The sequence below is a fragment of the Streptomyces sp. Root431 genome (assembly GCF_001426585.1).
In the GTDB taxonomy this organism is placed as follows: domain Bacteria; phylum Actinomycetota; class Actinomycetes; order Streptomycetales; family Streptomycetaceae; genus Streptomyces; species Streptomyces stackebrandtii.
The window spans coordinates 748889-762066 of sequence record NZ_LMEI01000001.1; the positions used below are offsets into that span (position 1 = coordinate 748889).

General features: G+C 70.6%; 13 protein-coding genes. 5 read left to right on the forward strand and 8 right to left on the reverse strand.

Annotated features, from left to right (window positions below; translation table 11 throughout):
- The first annotated feature begins 15 nt into the window (after positions 1-15).
- Positions 16-972 carry a DJ-1/PfpI family protein gene (locus ASC82_RS03310; protein ID WP_056641095.1) on the forward strand — a complete coding sequence of 319 codons (957 nt, stop codon included), beginning with the start codon at positions 16-18 and terminating at the stop codon, positions 970-972.
- On the opposite strand, the gene ASC82_RS03315 is transcribed toward ASC82_RS03310, so the two are convergent.
- The 4 genes from ASC82_RS03315 to clpS all read right to left on the reverse strand — a co-directional run bounded on the left by ASC82_RS03315 (position 963) and on the right by clpS (position 4110).
- A complete protein-coding gene (locus ASC82_RS03315; RefSeq protein WP_056641099.1) occupies positions 963-1388 on the reverse strand; it encodes a M67 family metallopeptidase in 426 nt (141 codons plus the stop codon). The genes ASC82_RS03310 and ASC82_RS03315 overlap by 10 nt on opposite strands.
- Positions 1389-1464: 76 nt before the next feature.
- Complete coding sequence (locus ASC82_RS03320; protein ID WP_056641102.1) at positions 1465-2901, reverse strand: amino acid permease; 1437 nt, start codon at positions 2899-2901, stop codon at positions 1465-1467.
- Between the two features lie 322 nt (positions 2902-3223).
- Positions 3224-3805 (reverse strand): DUF2017 domain-containing protein, encoded by a 582-nt coding sequence (locus tag ASC82_RS03325; protein ID WP_056641106.1) that lies wholly within the window; start codon positions 3803-3805, stop codon positions 3224-3226.
- Complete coding sequence (gene clpS, locus ASC82_RS03330) at positions 3805-4110, reverse strand: ATP-dependent Clp protease adapter ClpS (RefSeq protein WP_024756388.1); 306 nt, start codon at positions 4108-4110, stop codon at positions 3805-3807. Before clpS ends, ASC82_RS03325 begins: the two co-directional genes overlap by 1 nt.
- 146 nt (positions 4111-4256) lie before the next feature.
- Here clpS and ASC82_RS03335 point away from each other — a divergent pair, with 146 nt between their 5' ends.
- Positions 4257-5585, forward strand: a complete 1329-nt coding sequence (locus ASC82_RS03335) for a nicotinate phosphoribosyltransferase (protein ID WP_056641108.1) — start codon at positions 4257-4259, stop codon at positions 5583-5585.
- Positions 5586-5673: 88 nt separating this feature from the next.
- The gene (locus ASC82_RS03340) at positions 5674-6270 is read left to right on the forward strand and encodes an isochorismatase family protein (RefSeq protein WP_056641111.1); all 597 of its coding nucleotides are present in this window, start codon (positions 5674-5676) and stop codon (positions 6268-6270) included.
- A gap of 48 nt (positions 6271-6318) precedes the next feature.
- Here ASC82_RS03340 and ASC82_RS03345 read toward each other — a convergent pair whose 3' ends face one another.
- Both ASC82_RS03345 and ASC82_RS03350 read right to left on the reverse strand, forming a co-directional pair.
- Complete coding sequence (locus ASC82_RS03345) at positions 6319-6630, reverse strand: hypothetical protein (RefSeq protein ID WP_024756391.1); 312 nt, start codon at positions 6628-6630, stop codon at positions 6319-6321.
- A 123-nt stretch (positions 6631-6753) separates the two neighbouring features.
- Positions 6754-9162, reverse strand: a complete 2409-nt coding sequence (locus ASC82_RS03350; RefSeq protein ID WP_056641114.1) for an immune inhibitor A domain-containing protein — start codon at positions 9160-9162, stop codon at positions 6754-6756.
- Positions 9163-9490: 328 nt separating this feature from the next.
- Between ASC82_RS03350 and ASC82_RS03355 the strand changes: the two genes are divergently transcribed.
- Positions 9491-9781: a hypothetical protein gene (locus ASC82_RS03355; protein WP_056641117.1), complete on the forward strand. Its 291-nt coding sequence runs from the start codon at positions 9491-9493 to the stop codon at positions 9779-9781.
- 58 nt (positions 9782-9839) lie between these two features.
- Here the strand turns inward: ASC82_RS03355 and ASC82_RS29190 are convergent, their stop codons facing one another.
- Positions 9840-10616: an RDD family protein gene (locus ASC82_RS29190; RefSeq protein ID WP_079038998.1), complete on the reverse strand. Its 777-nt coding sequence runs from the start codon at positions 10614-10616 to the stop codon at positions 9840-9842.
- Between the two features lie 105 nt (positions 10617-10721).
- The gene (locus ASC82_RS03365) at positions 10722-12278 is read right to left on the reverse strand and encodes an RDD family protein (protein WP_107105800.1); all 1557 of its coding nucleotides are present in this window, start codon (positions 12276-12278) and stop codon (positions 10722-10724) included.
- Between the two features lie 387 nt (positions 12279-12665).
- On the opposite strand from ASC82_RS03365, the gene ASC82_RS03370 reads away from it, so the two are divergent.
- A complete protein-coding gene (locus ASC82_RS03370) occupies positions 12666-13157 on the forward strand; it encodes an SsgA family sporulation/cell division regulator (protein ID WP_056641124.1) in 492 nt (163 codons plus the stop codon).
- The last annotated feature ends 21 nt before the right edge of the window (positions 13158-13178 follow it).

The window sequence follows — 13178 nt, forward strand, 5'->3', positions numbered from 1 at the left end:
CACAGAATCGGACACATGGCTCTTCACTCCGTGCTCGTGCTCGCCTTCGACGGCGTCCGGCTGCTCGACGTCTCCGCTCCCCTTGAGGTGTTCTCCACGGCGGGAGCAGGCTACGGGGTACGGGTGTGCTCGCCCGGCGGGCGGGACGTCCGCACCGCGTGCGGGCTGCGGATCGGCGCCGACCTCGCGGCCGGGGAGGTGTCCGGCGCGGACACGCTGATCGTGCCGGGGGCGGTGGACGTGGACCTCTGTACGGCGGCGGCGCCGACGGTCGCGGCGCTGGCGGCGCGCTCGGGGCGGGTGGCGTCGGTCTGCACGGGCGCGTTCGCGCTCGGGGCGGCGGGGCTGCTCGCCGGGCGGCGGGCGACGACGCACTGGGAGCACGCGGCGGAGCTCGCCCGGCGCCATCCGGACGTGGAGGTGACCGCCGACGCGATCCACGTGCGGGACGGCGAGGTGTGGAGCTCGGCGGGGGTGACGGCCGGGATCGACCTGTGCCTGGCCCTGGTGGAGGAGGACCGGGGGCCGGAGGCGGCCAGGGCCGTGGCGCGGGACCTGGTGGTCTTCCTCCAGCGGCCGGGCGGGCAGTCGCAGTTCTCGGCGGCCTCGCGCACTCCCCCGACCGGACATCCGGTGGTCCGCCCGCTCCTGGACGCGGTGGTGGCCGACCCGGCGGCGGATCACAGTGCGACGGCGCTCGCCCGGCGGGCCGGGGTCAGCGCCCGGCACCTGGCGCGGCTCTTCCGGGAGCAGATCGGGGCGACCCCGGCGGCGTACGTGGAGCGCGTACGGGTGGAGGCGGCGCGGATGCTGCTGGAGGGCGGGGCGAGCGTGACGGGGGCGGCGGCGCGGAGCGGGCTCGGCAGTGACGAGAGCCTGCGGAGGGCGTTCGCCCGGCATTTCGGGGTGACGCCCTCCGCCTACCTGGCGCGCTTCCGTACGACGACGAGGTCGGGAGAGTCCTACGCGTAGGCCTCGACGATCTCGACGTCCTCCTCGGTCACGACGCCCTCGACGATCGTGAAGGAGCGGAACTGGAAGGGGCCCGCGCCGTCGGTGTCGGCGGTGGAGACGAGGACGTAGTGGGCCTGCGGCTCGTTCGCGTACGAGATGTCCGTGCGGGACGGGTAGGCCTCGGTGGCGGTGTGCGAGTGGTAGACGATCACGGGCTCCTCGTCCCGGTCGTCCATGTCGCGGTAGAGCTTGAGCAGGTCCGCGGAGTCGAACTCGTAGAAGGTGGGCGAGCGGGCGGCGTTCAGCATCGGGATGAAGCGCTCGGGGCGGCCGCTGCCGGCCGGGCCCGCGACCACGCCGCAGGCCTCGTCGGGGTGGTCCGCGCGGGAGTGTTCCACGATCTGGTCGTACAGGGCCCGGGTGATGGTCAGCATGCCGACAGGATAAGCAGACGGGCCGTCCCGTACCGAGGAGTGGTACGGGASGGCCCGGATGCTGGACAGGAGCCTGTCAGGAGCGCTTGGCGAAGGCCGCGCCCTCGGGGTTGCGGGCCTTGAGGACCAGGTACGAGACGGCAAGGAGCAGGCCCCACACCGGCGCGCCGTACAGCGCGACCCGGTTGCCCTCGTCCATGCCCATGGTCACGACGACCATGGCGATGAAGGCGAGCGAGAAGACGCTGAACCAGATGCCGCCGGGCGCCTTGAACGGCGACTGCGGCAGCTCGCCCCTGTCGGCCTTGATCCGGTAGCGGATCTGGCAGATCAGGATGACGATCCAGGCCCACATGCCGGAGATGGTGGCGAAGGAGACGACGTAGTTGAACGCCTCGCCGGGCCACTGGTAGTTGATCCAGACGCCGACCATCATGAGCGCGGCCGAGACCGTGGTGCCGATCAGCGGGGTGCCGGACTTGGTCAGCTTGGTGAAGGCCTTCGGGCCCTGGCCGTTGAGCGCGAGGTCGCGCAGCATGCGGCCGGTGGAGTACATGCCCGAGTTGCAGGACGACAGGGCCGCGGTCAGGACGACGAAGTTGACGATGGCGGCACCGACGCCGAGGCCCATCTTCTCGAAGGCTGCGACGAAGGGGCTGACGCCCGGCTTGAACTCGGTCCACGGGACGACCGACAGGATCATGATCAGCGCGCCGACGTAGAAGACCGCGATGCGCCACGGGACGGTGTTGATCGCCTTGGGCAGGACCGTCTTCGGGTCCTTGGACTCGCCGGCGGTGACGCCGACGAGCTCGACCGCGAGGAACGCGAACATGACCATCTGGAGGGTCATCAGGGTCGAGAAGATGCCGTCCTTGCCGGCGAAGAAGCCGCCGAGGTCCCACAGGTGGGTGACGGAGGCGGTGTCGCCGGCGTCGGAGAAGCCGAGGGTGAGGATGCCGGCGCAGATCAGGATCATGCCGACGATCGCGGTGACCTTGACCATGGAGAACCAGAACTCCAGCTCACCGAAGAGCTTCACGGAGATCAGGTTGGCGCCGTAGAGGATCACGGTGAAGACGAGGGCGGAGAGCCACTGGGGGATATCCCACCAGTACGTCATGTAGGTCGCGGCGGCGGTGACCTCGGTGATGCCGGTGACGACCCAGAAGAGCCAGTACGTCCAGCCGGTCGCGAAGCCCGCGAACGGACCGATGAACTCCCGTGCGTACTCGGAGAAGGAGCCCGAGACCGGGCGGTACATGAGGAGCTCGCCGAGCGCCCGCATGATGAAGAAGATGACGAGGCCCGCGGCGGCGTACGCGAGGATCAGGCTGGGTCCCGCGATGGAGATGCCCTTGCCCGCACCGAGGAACAGTCCGGTGCCGATGGCGCCGCCGATCGCGATCATCTGGATCTGGCGGGCGCCGAGTGCCCGGTGGTAACCCTCGCCCGATGCGGAGTCCTGGGCCTCATTGCCGTCGTGCTGCTTGTCGACCTGCACTGAGGTCATGGTGGTGCGCCTTTCTCCATGCTGATCCGCGCGACTGCGAGTGCGTCTGCCGCGGATCAGATCCTGATCCCCCCGGATGTGGATGGAGTGCTACCGGCGGTCAGCCGGCCAAAGCGCCCTCGGGGTCATGGGTGGCGTCCCCGAGTGGTCGTGAAGATTTATCACGGGGTGGGACGTGATCGACGGAGCTGCGTGTGGCGCGGACCACATAAAAAGGCGGACGAAAAGGACTCAACACGGCAAAGGCGGACGCCCTGATAACGCATTCGTTATCCGGATTTGAGCGTCCGCTGAGCGAACACCGCGTGCCTCCGCGGTGGCGCTACGACATCAGGGTCTCGACGAGGGACTCCTGGAGGGCGCCCAGCCAGAGGTACGCCATGACCATCGGCTTGCGCGGGTCGGAGTCCGGCAGCCGGTACAGCTGCTCGCTCTCCTCGTCCGTGACCTCCAGACGGGTCCCTATGGTCAGCCGGAGGTCGTTGAGCGCGCCGAGCCAGGCCCGGGACTCGTCCGGGCCGAGCTTCAGGACCGCCCCGCCCTCGCCCGCCGATTCGCCGGAGAGCGCGTCCAGGGCGCGCACGACGACGAGGGCGTCCTGGCGCTTGCGGGCCCGCAGGTCGTTCTCCGTGTAGCGGCGGAAGTCGGCGGCGGAGGCCCGCAGCTCCTCGCTGTCGTCCCCGTACGCGTCGGGGAAGAGGCGCCGGAGGGCGGGGTCGGACGGGGGCTCGCTCGGACCCTCGGCGAAGAGCGCGGCCAGCGGGTCGGCGTCGGCCGCGGGCTCGTCGCCGGGGCCGATCAGCTCCATCAGCTGGACGGAGAGGGAGCGGAGGATGGAGATCTCGACCTCGTCGAGCGCGACGGCCGCACCGCCGCCGGGCAGGGCTTCGAAATGGCCGGCCATCAGAAGCGGTCCTGCGAGAGGGTCGCCCAGAGACCGTAGCCGTGCATCGCCTGCACGTCCCGTTCCATCTCCTCGCGGGTGCCGGCGGAGACGACCGCCTTCCCCTTCTCGTGCACGTCGAGCATCAGTTTGTGCGCCTTGCCCTTGGAGTATCCGAAGTACGACTGGAAGACGTAGGTCACATAGCTCATCAGGTTGACCGGATCGTTGTGCACGAGGGTCACCCAGGGCACGTCCGGTTCGACGACCGCGGAGACCTCCTCGGCCGATTCCGTACGTTCGATCTCAATAGGCGCGACGCTCACTCACCCCATGCTGCCACCCCGAGGGCTCCGACGCACAAACGGGTCACCCCGCGTCGCATGGACGAACCGCCCGCTCAGCCCACGATCCGACACGACCCGACACCCCTATTCGTCACTCTGACGATTTCTGCGCTAGCATCGCTGACATGAACGCTGCGGACCTTGGGCTTCCGGTGGACGTGCCGTCGACCGCGCTCTTCACCGATCAGTACGAGCTGACCATGCTCCAGGCGGCCCTCCGGGCCGGCACCGCCGACCGGCACTCGGTCTTCGAGGTCTTCACCCGGCGACTGCCCGAGGGGCGCCGCTACGGCGTCCTCGCGGGCGTCGGCCGGGTCCTGGACGCCGTCGAGAACTTCCGTTTCGACCCGGCCGTGCTGGGCTTCCTGCGCGAGCGCGGCATCGTCGACGAGCCGACCCTCGACTGGCTGGCCGGATACCGCTTCTCCGGGGACATCTGGGGCTACCCCGAGGGCGAGGTGTACTTCCCCGGCTCGCCCGTCCTGCGCGTCGAGGGGTCCTTCGCCGAGTGCGTGCTCCTGGAGACGGTGATCCTCTCGATCCTCAACCACGACTCGGCCATCGCGGCCGCCGCCTCCCGCATGTCGGCCGCGGCCGGCGGGCGCCGCCTCATCGAGATGGGCGCCCGGCGCACCCACGAGCTGGCGGCCGTCGCCGCCTCCCGCGCCGCGTACGTCGGCGGTTTCGACTCCACGTCGGACCTCGCGGCCGGCTTCCGCTACGGCATCCCGACCGTCGGCACCTCCGCGCACGCCTTCACCCTGCTCCACGACAGCGAGCGGGACGCCTTCCAGGCGCAGGTCGAGACCCTCGGACGGGGTACGACCCTGCTCGTCGACACCTACGACGTGACCGAGGCCGTCCGTACCGCCGTCGAGGTGGCGGGGCCAGAGCTGGGCGCCGTCCGCATCGACTCGGGCGACCTGCTGCTCGTCGCCCACCGGGTGCGGCAGCAGCTCGACGAGCTGGGCGCGCGGGACACGAAGATCGTCGTCACCTCGGACCTCGACGAGTACGCCATCGCCTCGCTCGCGGCGGCGCCGGTCGACGCGTACGGGGTGGGCACGCAGCTGGTCACCGGCAGCGGCCACCCGACCTGCTCCATGGTCTACAAGCTGGTCGCCCGGGCCCGCTCGGCCGACCCGAAGGCCCCCCTGGTGCCGGTCGCGAAGAAGTCCATGGGCGGCAAGGCCTCCGTCGGCGGGCGCAAGTGGGCGGCCCGCCGGCCCGACGCGACCGGGGTCGCCGAGACCGAGGTCGTGGGCACGGGACCGGTCCCGCCGGAGCTCATGGACCACCAGCTCCTGGTCGAGCTGGTCAAGGGCGGCGAGGTGGTGGCCAGGGAGCCGCTGGAGGCCGCCAGGTCCCGGCACATCGCGGCCCGCGCCGGACTGCCGATGTCGGCGATCCAGCTCTCGCGCGGCGAGCCTGTGCTGCCTACGGAGTATGTCTAGGAAGCCTTGAGGGCTTGCCCCTCCCCCGGGGAGGGGGAAGTCTCTAGGCTCGATCCCACCCCTATCCGACGCGCTAAGGACACCCGCCATGCACCGCGCATTGATCGTTGTGGACGTTCAGAACGACTTCTGTGAGGGCGGCAGCCTCGCGGTGACGGGCGGCGCGGACGTCGCCGCCGCCATCACCGACCTGGTCGGCCAGACGGCGGGCAGCTCCTACCGGTTCGTCGTGGCCACCCGCGACCACCACGTCGACCCGGGCGCGCACTTCGCCCCGGAGGGCGAGGAGCCGGATTACGTGACCTCCTGGCCGGTGCACTGCGTGGCCGGCACGGAGGGCGTCGGCTTCCACCCGAACTTCGCGCCCGCCGTCGCCAGCGGGGCGATCGACTCGGTCTTCGACAAGGGCGCCTACGACGCGGCGTACAGCGGCTTCGAGGGTCTTGACGAGAACGGGCTGACGCTCGCGGAGTGGCTCCGGGAGCGGGACGTCACCGAGGTCGACGTGGTCGGCATCGCCACCGACCACTGCGTCCGGGCGACGGCCCTGGACGCGGCGCGGGAGGGCTTCCGGACCCATGTGCTGCTGGAGCTGACGGCCGGGGTCGCGAAGGCGACGACGGCGAAGGCCCTGGAGGAGCTCCGGACGGCCGGCGTCGAGCTGACGGGCGAGCCGGTGGTGTGACGGCGGCGGCGGGGGCGGTGGCCTACGCCGCGGGCTCCTTCGAGAGCTCTACGCCGCGGGCTCCTTCGGGAGCGTGCGGACCGGGTGCCAGAGCTCTTGGGCGGCGCCCGGGGCGGATCTCCAGAGCAGGCCGTCGGGGTGGTGCAGGACGGCCGTGATCTCGTCCGGTGTGGGCGGCTCGGAATTGCCGCGGAGGTAGACCGCGCGCAGGCCGAGGTTCCGCAGCCGGGTCAGGGCGCGGGCACGGTTGGCGGCGTGGACCAGGAAGCGGACCGAGGCGCCGTCGCGGGCCGGGCTGGGCAGCCCTATCGCGACGACCACGCTGCCGCCCGGCAGCTTGCAGAACCCTCCGTTGGGCATGCGGAACCACTCCCCCGTGGATCAGATGTCAATAAGAACTGCGGTCAGACGCACCTAAACACGATCGGCCGCCGCCCGCTAGGGGGCGACGGCCGATCATGCTTTGACCTGCAGCTTTATCGACTACTTGGTCGACGGGCCAACCTGGACCGTGATCGTCTGGCCGTTCTTCGGCTCCTTGACGACCTGGATCTTGGTGTTGGTGTCAGTTACCTTCACACCGGCCCGCTCGGTCTCCGGGTACCAGTAGGTGCCCTTGCGGTCGTCGAAGGTCGGGTTGCCGGCCTGGGACGGGACCCAGGTGCCGACGCCGGCCTTGTGGAGCTGGAAACCGTCCGTGCGGGAGAGGCTGAACGGCGAGTCGTACGCCTGGACGCGGTTGCGCATCAGGGTGCCGTCGGACCACTTCAGCGGGCTCGGGTGCGCGTCGATCGGGAGGACCCGACCCACGCCCGGGTGCTTCGAGGTGTTGTTGTCCTTCTGGGACAGGTCCCACTTCCAGATGAGCAGACCGTTCTGGTACGGGTAGTGCTCGACCCAGCTGGACTTGTCACCCGTGAAACCGAAGTTGTACGGGCCGACCTTGAGGGTCGCGTCGTACGAGACGTACTGGCGGTTCTCCGCGATGTAGTACTGCTCGTAGTCCTTGCTGAAGCCCTTCGCGATCCGCGAGAAGCCCTTCGAGACCCAGCCGTTGTCACCGTTCTCGGCGTTGTCCGAGAAGACGGTGGCACCGTCCGCGGCGAGGGTGATGGCGTCGGCGGTGAAGCCCTTGCCGCCCGCGCCGCCGTCCGTCTGGTAGCGGAAGCGGAGGTCGAACTTCTTGCCCGCGTAGGCGTCGAGGCCGTAGACGAGCTTCTTGTGCGCGCCGGAGACGTCCGTCAGCGACGGGGAGCCGGCCGCGTCGCGCGGGAGCGCCACGCCGTCGGCGGTGCCGTCGAGGGCGGTCCAGTTGGCGCCGCCGTCGGTCGAGACCTCGGCGTAGAGGAAGTCGTACCCCTTCTCGATGTCCCACCAGCCCTGGAGCTCCAGGGAGGCCGAGGACTTGCCGGTCAGGTCGACCGGACGGGTCAGGGTGTTCTTGAGGTCGTCGCCCATGTTGCTCCACCACTGGGTGGCACCCTCGGCGGGGGCCACGACATCGGTGGGGACGGACTTCTTCGGCAGCTCGACGACGAGCGCCTGCGGGTTCTCGGTGTTGTACTCCGAGACGCCCAGCTTGTGGGTGGTCTTGGTGCCACGCTGCCAGTCGTTGACCTTGGCGTAGTTCAGCCAGCCGAGCTGGAGCTTGTCCCAGGCGGTCATGTCGCCGGGCAGGTCGCCGATCGCGTCCTTGCCCTGGCCGAGCCAGGAACCGGACGACATCAGGGTCCAGAACCCGGTCGAGTTCTCGCCGCCCGAGGTGTCGTAGTGGTCCGGCAGACCGAGGTCGTGGCCGTACTCGTGCGCGAAGACGCCGAGGCCGCCGTTCTCCGGCTGCATCGTGTAGTCGCCGACCCAGATGCCGGTGTCGCCGATCTGCGTGCCACCGGACTTGTTGTTGGCCGGGCCGGTCTTGCCCGCGTTGGTGCCGTACGCGTACCAGCGGTGGGCCCACAGCGCGTTGGTGCCTTCGGCACCGCCACCGGCCGACTCGTCCTCGCCCGCGTGGACGATCTGGAAGTGGTCGATGTAGCCGTCGGGCTCGTTGAAGTTGCCGTCGGCGTCGAAGTCGTAGCGGTCCCACTGGTCGTACTGCGCCAGCTCGGCCTTGATCTGGGCGTCGGTCTTGCCGGCGGCCTTCTGGGCGGCGGCCCAGGCGGTGACGCCGTCACGGACGGTGTCCCAGACGTTGGAGCAGTTGGTGTCGCCGCACCAGTTCGAGCCGTAACGGGCCTCGTTGTACTCGACCTTGACCCAGTCGGAGACCGTGCCGTCGACCGAGTAACGGCCGGACGAGGTCTTCTCGTAGTAGGTCTTCAGGGACTGCTTGGGCTGCCCCTTGGCGTCCTTGCCGGTACCGAAGTACAGGTCCTGGAAGTGCTTCTGGTTGAAGTCCGCCTGCCAGGCCGTGGAGTTGTCGTTCGCACGGTCCGGCTTGGCTATGGCGTTGTGCAGGGGGCCGGGCTCGCCGCCGTACTTCGGCTTCAGCTCGGTCGTGTCGTCGTCCTCACGGTCGACGAGGGTGGTGTTGTCCACCTTGTCGCCGAACTCGACGAGGATCGTGAAGATCTTGTCGGTCTTCTCGCGGCCCAGCTCGACGTACTTCTTGCTGTCGAGCTTGACGACCTTCGAGCCGCCGCGGCTCTCGACCTTGGCCTCGCCGTTCAGCACCTGCTCCAGGGCAGCCTTGCGCTGCTGCTCCTGCTGCTTGCTGAACGGACCGTCGAGGTCGTGGTCGACCGTCGTCTTGTCGACGGTCTGGATGCCGGCCGGCGACACGTTTCCGTTGCTGTCGGCCCAGGCGGTGGAGAAAGTCGAGGCGGTGGCGGCGGTGGCCGCGAGCGCCACGACGACTGCGGACGCTCTGATCGCCCGTCGTCTGTTGGTCACTTGATGTAGTCCTCCCCGGCGCCCACGCACCCGGACCGAGGTGGGGAGTCCGGCCGGCGGGGGTCGCGCGTCACAAGTGACGACATTTGACCGGAGTGGCGTCAGAAAAGACAGATCTTGACTTGCACATACCAACTGCACTATGCGGGTGCGGAATTCCGATAATCGGTCACCCCGCAGGCGCATTGCCGCCGGCGCTCAGGGGTCGCGTGACTCCGTGCGCCCCCCGTGCACCGGCACGGTGGGTTAGGTCACGCTTACCACTGGTTCCCTCCGGGCATCCACCGACATAGAGTCGAACCGATGTCCTGAGGGGGCGGTACCTGTCATGCAGCGACCGAACGCCGCACAACTCGCCTACGGTTCGGCCACCGTCGTCCTCGCGACCGTCGCCCTGCTGTTGCTCTCCCGTACGACGACGACCCTCGGGATCGCGGTGATCTGCGCCGCGGGCCTGCTGCTCGGCGTGCTCGTGGCGGTGACGATGCCGGTACGGACGAGGCCCGTCAAGACCTCCGCGCCGCCTGCTCCGGCCGCTCCCGCAGCCCTCGGGAACGAAGAGATCCGGATACCGGCCCCGCGCGTGGGTGCGGGTGCCGATACCCGGATCGGTTCGTGACGCTTCGTCCGTACTCGTACCGGACGGATTCCTGCGGGACCACCGCTACTGAGTTCTTCTACTGCGCGGTGACGACCACCGTCTTCGCCGCCTTGTCGTGCAGGCCCTGCTTGTAGGGCTTGTCGACCAGGATGAGGATCAGCAGGAGCAGCGGCCACAGGCAGGCGCAGCAGATCAGCGCGGGCAGCCACAGCACGACGGCGCGCAGCAGCGACTGGCTCATCGGGGGCGTCGAGCCGTCGTTGAGCATCGCGACACGGAGCTTGAACAGCTTCTTGCCGAGCGTCTGGCCGCCCTTCGCCACCATCACCGTGTCGTAGGCGACGTACGCAACGATCGTGATGAGCTGGAAGACCAGCTGGCTGCCGCCGTTGAGGCTGTTGACCGTGTCGCCGAAGTCGTTGCCGTCCCGCGTCGCCCGCTCGTAGATGTCGAACGGGATGCCGATGATCGCCAGCGGCACGGCGACGATCAACCAGTCGATGATGCGGGCCACGATGCGCTTGCCGGACTCGGCGAGCGGCGGCATCCCGGAGAGCGGATCGGTCCCGCCGTACCCACCGCCGTAGCCGCTTTCGTACGGAGGCGGGGGCGGCGGCATGTTGTCGTACGGGGAGCCCGACGGGGAGCCGTAGGGGTTCCCGGGCGGGGGCCCACCGGGAGGCGGGCCGCCCGGGGGCGGTCCGGGCGGGGGCGGTCCGGGCGGAGGCGTTCCCGACGGGGGCGTTCCGTCAGGCGGTGGCTGGCCGGCGGAGGGCTGCGGGGGCTCCTGCGGCCTCTTGAGGAACGGGTCCTCCTCGGGCGGCTGGCCGGGCGGCGGCTGGTCGGTGCTCATGGGGGCAGTGCATCCCGGGGGCGACCACCTCGCAAGGAATCATGACCCGTTCGGGGGACCGCCCCCGAACGGGCCGGGTGTCATCCGGTCCCGGCCCGACGCCCCCTAGCGGGCGACGAAGGTACGGGCCGCCTTGTCGTGCCAGCACTGGCGCCACGGCCGGTCGAAGAGGCACCAGAGGACGTTGAGGACGCCGATGGCCAGGATCCCCAGGACGCTGTAGACGAGCCAGCGCCGCAGGGCCGCGCCGAACCGCGGCGGCTGGTGCGACTCGATGTCCCGCACCTCGAGCCCGCACAGCTTCTTGCCCAGGGTGCGACCCCACTTGGCGGTGGGCAGCGCCTCGTACAGGACGCCGATGACGAACAGCGAGGCGAGCGCGATGCCGAACTGCACGGAGGTCGTCGAGTCCAGGAGCCAGACCTGGACGGTGGTGCCGGACTGCTTGGCCGCCTCGATCTTGCCGTCGATGTGGTCGAGGGCGGCGGTCACGAAGGGGACGGCCGCGGCGCCGACGAGCGCGCCCAGGACGACGGTGTCGACGAGCCGGGCCAGCAGGCGCCTGCCGAGACCCGCGGGGCGGGCCGAGGCCTGGGCCCGGGCCGCCTGCTGGAACACGTCCTCGACGGGCGGCTTCCACGGCAGGACCGGCTGCTGCGGGTCCTGCTGCTCCTGGGATTGGGGCTGAGGTCGGGGCTGGGACTGGACCTGGGGCTGGGGCTGCTGTGCCCAGGAGGGCGTGGAAGGGGCGGGGGCGGGGGCCTGGGCCACGGGCTCGGGGGCCGACCGCTGCTGGGGCTGAGGCTGGGGCCGGGATTGCGGCTGCGGCTGCGGCTGCGGGGCGGGCGTGGGCACGGGGGTGACGGGCATGCCGCCGAGACGTGCGGCTCCCCCGGTCGACCGGGGGTCCGCCGCCGGGGCGGGTGCCGGGGTGGGAGCGGGTGCCTGGGCGGCGGCGCGGGCCTCGGCGGGCTCGCTCGCGCCCGCGACGGGCCACTCGGCCGGGCTCCGCGGGTCGGGGACGGCGGGGGCCTGCCGCTGCGGCTGCGGCTGCTGCGGCTGCTGCGGCTGCTGGTGCTGCTGCTGGTAGGCAGGGGCCTGTTGCTGGGCCGGGGCCGGGGCCTCCGCCTGTTCCTGAGGCGCTCCCCAGGCGACGCGCTGGTCGCGGTCGCCGCCGAAGCCGGTCTGCCGGGAGGTGTCCGCCTGCCAGGCCGAGGAGGGCTCGGGCGTCGCCGGCACCTCGTCGAAGTCGTCGAAGAAGACGGGCCCCGTCTCCTCGACCGCCGGTACGGCGGCCGCGGGAAGGGCCGCAGGGACGGGCGCCGCGGCCAGGGCCGGGCTGTGGCCCTGGTGCTGCTGCTGTGCCGCGCTGGGCGCCGGGTTCGGCGCGGGGGCCTGGCTCTGCGCCGGCGCGAGGTTCTCCGCCGCCGACGGGTACTGCGCGACCACGGGAGCGGGCGCCGGTCCCGAGGCCAGGATCGGACCCGCGGGGACCGCCCCGGCGGGCGGGTTCGGCGTGCCCTCGCCGTCCTTGGGGGCCGGCCGGCTCGTACCGGGCACCCAGGCGCCCCCGTTCCAGTACCGGATGTACCCGGGAATGGACGGGTCCGGGTAGTACCCCGCCTGCGGTACCTCTCCGCCGCCTCCAGGAGGAGTAGCCACTGCCCCGACTCCGTTCAGTCACAACGCCTTTGATCCCACGGCCGCACCCCCGGGCATGCCGCGCCCAAGGAGGACAGTAACGAAGAACGTCCCCGAGGGAAGAAAGAGCCCACGAGAAAGACCGCCTTCGGGCGACAGAGGCCGGAATCGATCACTCACCGTGATGTTCGGGCCGTCACCTCCGGGGTCGGCCGCCGGATCGGATGCGGGTCGAATGCGGGTCGGACGCGGGTCGAATGCGGGGTCGGACGCGGGGTCGGACCCGTTCCGAGGGGGCTCTCAAAAACTTTCCGAAAAAACTTCCCGAAGTCGCGTAATGAACGGCGTGGACCCCGCTCTCTCCAGGTGAAGGCCCGTCCGGGGCCCACAGCGAGAGGACGTACGACCATGCAGAACACCGACAACACCACCGTCGAGCGCGAGCTGGAGCTCAAGCTGGTGCTCTCCCCCGAGCGCGCCGTCCCCGTCCCCGCCCGGCTCGCCTACCGCACCGACGACCCGTACGCCGTCCACATCACCTTCCACGTCGGCTCGGACCACCCGGTCAACTGGACCTTCGCGCGCGAGCTGCTCGTCGAGGGCGTCTTCCGGGCGTGCGGCCACGGCGACGTCCGGATCTGGCCGACGAAGGTCGAGGGCCGCAGCGTCGTCCTGATGGCGCTCTCCTCCCCCGACGGCGACGCCCTGCTCGAAGCCCCCTCCGCGCAGGTGTCCGCCTGGCTGGAGCGGACCCTGCGCGCGGTGCCGCCGGGCACCGAGTCGGAGCGGCTCGGCATGGACGACGGGCTCGCCGAACTCCTGGCGACCACCGTGATCACCGACGAGCTGTGGCTGCGCGACCCGTGGCCGTCGGACGAGTCGCAGGACGGCGAGCTGTGAGCCGCGCGCGCCGTCCCCGGC